The sequence below is a fragment of the Candidatus Ichthyocystis sparus genome, from assembly GCF_900078745.1.
In the GTDB taxonomy this organism is placed as follows: Bacteria; Pseudomonadota; Gammaproteobacteria; order Burkholderiales; family 2013Ark19i; genus Ichthyocystis; species Ichthyocystis sparus.
This window is the reverse complement of the sequence record NZ_FKII01000011.1, coordinates 1-3070: the sequence shown is the minus strand read 5'-3', so window position 1 is coordinate 3070 and position 3070 is coordinate 1. Positions and strand designations below refer to the sequence as shown.

General features: G+C 36.4%; 3 protein-coding genes. 1 reads left to right on the top strand and 2 read right to left on the bottom strand.

What is annotated here, in order from left to right:
* Window positions 1–186: 186 nt before the first annotated feature.
* Entirely contained in the window at window positions 187–669 is a 483-nt protein-coding gene (locus A6733_RS00285; RefSeq protein WP_092411267.1) for a hypothetical protein, read from the top strand.
* Between the two features lie 1064 nt (window positions 670–1733).
* Here A6733_RS00285 and A6733_RS08630 read toward each other — a convergent pair.
* Together A6733_RS08630 and A6733_RS08625 are read right to left on the bottom strand one after the other, a co-directional pair.
* On the bottom strand, window positions 1734–2225 hold the full coding sequence (locus A6733_RS08630; protein WP_176696178.1) for a hypothetical protein: 492 nt from the start codon (window positions 2223–2225) through the stop codon (window positions 1734–1736).
* A 139-nt stretch (window positions 2226–2364) separates the two neighbouring features.
* On the bottom strand, window positions 2365–3070 hold a 706-nt coding region (locus A6733_RS08625), incomplete at its 5' end, for a hypothetical protein (protein WP_242641575.1).

Here is a 3070-nt window from a genome sequence, read left to right as displayed (position 1 = left end):
TGTTTATTTTTTCAGTAAATAATGATCAATTGATGCGCTATGCATTAATACTTTTTTTATATCCATACAATTAATTGCTATTTGTTGAATGTGAATGTTTGTTTTTTTAAGTTGTATCAAGCTACCATCGCGGCCGAGAGTTGTGTCTCGATTTTGGATTTGTCTATGTGGACTTTTTGAGTTTGTGTGAGGGTTATTTCATTTATTGAGAGCAGAGGTAATACTGAGTCTGTTGTTGCGTTAGCTGTCTCTATTGTAACCTCATCCGAGAATAATAAATATTCTTTGCCTCCCACTACTGAGCCTGTTCCGCAAATTGTTGTGTCGACTATTTCTGATCAACCTGGTAGCGTATTTGTGACTGATACTACTGGTGGTGATGTTTTAGTCTCAACTTTGGAAGGTGTTGCTTCTGATTTGGAAGTTTTCAAAGATGAGTTATCTGTTGTTGAACCTTCATCTTCGTTTTTTCCTGCTCCTTTGCTTTTATCTGCACATCTATCTTTACCTCCATCTGAGTTGGGAGTAGCTGCTGATGATTTCTCTTCTCCTCCTTCTTCACCTTCGATTTTACCGGCATTTTCATCTTCATGTTTATCTTCATATTTATCTGAATCAGGTTTAGATGCCGACGTTTCCTCATATTCTATAGTAACATCTATTGATTAGGGAAGTTTGATTAACTGAGGAAGGCATTGTTTCTGAGTAGGAGTGAGAATTTTCTACGGCAGCTTAGTAGTAGTTCTTCTAGTTATTTTTATGGATCACCAGGAAATCATTTATTGTGCAATTTTTATGGGCATTTCGATGTGCCTACGAGAGTAGTGATGGTGTCTCTTCTGGACCTTTTTATGCGCCTGTGGATTAAGCAGTAATTAGGGATACTTATGAAATTAAAAATAAATTTCATGTCATTTACGAAGAACATTGTTCTTAATTTGTGAGTTTTTGTTTTATAAGTAATTTATTCTAATTTAACTAAATATCATTCGTAACAAAATTGTATACCAAGAGATATACTTATACTGCATGTCATACATGATCGTTAAGTTTTTATGGTTTTTGCACCAAATGTAGGTACTGTGTGACATTTAATGTAGGCTGGTTTTTTTCTTTTTTTATTGAATTAATGGAATCTGTGCTTTAAGTAACACAGGCTATATTTTAAAATACCCATGCTAGTTTTGATTTTTGAGACACGATAGATTGTTCCATATAAGTTGTGCAGGCACGTGGCTTATTTGTTGTATTTTGTATTGGTTGGCTTTCATCTGATACTTTGTAGGTACTTAATTTATCGTGTTATTTTTTACACAAATACAGGGCACTCATTGCTTGCAATCAGTGATTTTTGCCTTTGCACATTAAAATTAATACCTTTGGATGTGGGTTTATTTCATGAATTGAGATACAAAAGTGATGATGTAGAGTTTTGCTTCTGGTCCTGTTTGTGGTGTTATGCGCGTTTATTTGCGGTTACTGTGGCCATTACTACTTCTCTCTTCTGTGATTTTTGCTAGTGGTTGACGGTAGGGTGTTAAAATATGATAAACGTAAGTGATGGTCAAATAGGTTGTTAAATTTTAACTTTATTAATGCACGTTTAACGTTTATCAAGTTAAATAATTATTAATTAATTCGTTATATATTAATGCTGCATTTGTATAATTAATTGTTATATTATCGGTATAAATATTTATTTGCTTTTTTTAAGTTATATACAAGATAGCATGTCATGTTAGTAGCGTTTTATGTCTTTGTGCATGTGAACTGCCACTTTTTGTATAATTTTGTATGTGAGTGCCGTTTCTTGGATTTGTATACAATGGTGATGGTGCTTTGCTTTTGATCCTGTTCGTGGTGTTTTGTGAGTTTCTTTGAGGGACTGTACCCATTCCTCTTCTGTAGCTTTTATGCAATGTTGGTGTGTGAGTTGGTAGTAAAAATAATAAATGAATAATAATAGCAACAAATAGAGGATTTGTTATGTATCCCTTACCTGTGACTGGTGTTGCTGCTACTTTTAGTGGTCCCTCAGAGAGTGATGGTGATGGTAAAGGGTGCGTTGTACAGAGTGATGTTTCTAGTGTTGGTTTGCAGCAAGTTGAGGCTTCTGCTGTTACTATTTCGGCCACCACTGTGGGTGGTGGGTTGAGCACTTGTGATGATATAGACAAAGCTTCTACCTCCAGATCTGGTACTGCTGCTGTTTCTTCTCCAGCCATTATTGCTGATCAGGATGTTTCTGATTTGCTGGGAGTTAAGCTACATCCTGATAGTGCTCAAATAATTAGTGATCTCATTTCGAGAGCTGTTGAATCAGCTGGAGTTCCTTACAAGAGTAAGTTAAGCGAACAACTTCCATCAAACGCGAGTGATAAACTTACGGAGACCGGGAGAATTATTTGGTGTAGTACTTATAAGGTACTGTGTAGGGATAATTTTGTGCACAGATGTTTTTCTAAGTACTATGGCGATCATATACCTGATTTTATACCTTCTCTCCCTAACAGTAGTACAAACAATCCCTGTCTCAGAGTAAGTGGAAACATGAACAGGAACACTACTGCTACTCGCGTATCTTCTTTCTGTTCCTTCTGTAGTAGGAGCAGAAGAAGATCCATCTCCTGATGCTTGACACTTATCAACATCCTCACTATTTGTCTTTGTTCTGGAACATCGTGCTTTCAAATTCGATGTTGAAGACAATGCTATTAAGGGAATACCAGCAATGTCGAGAACAGCAATAAAATCTTCACAACTAACAGCATCCAAAGACTCCCCTTCTAGAGCAACAGAAATGCCACCAAATACTTCACGCCAAATAGAGCTAAAAATACACTCTGCCCTACCGCGGATAGCAGAATCCAGTCTCGACAAAAAACTCAGCAAACTATCTCCAGTTAACGTCTCTACACCACCGCCAGGAGAATCGGACAATACTTTAATGTTAGGAAGAGAAGGTATAAAATCAGGTATATGATCGCCATAGTACTTAGAAAAACATCTGTGCACAAAATTATCCCTACACAGTACCTTATAAGTACTACACCAAATAATTCTCCCGGTC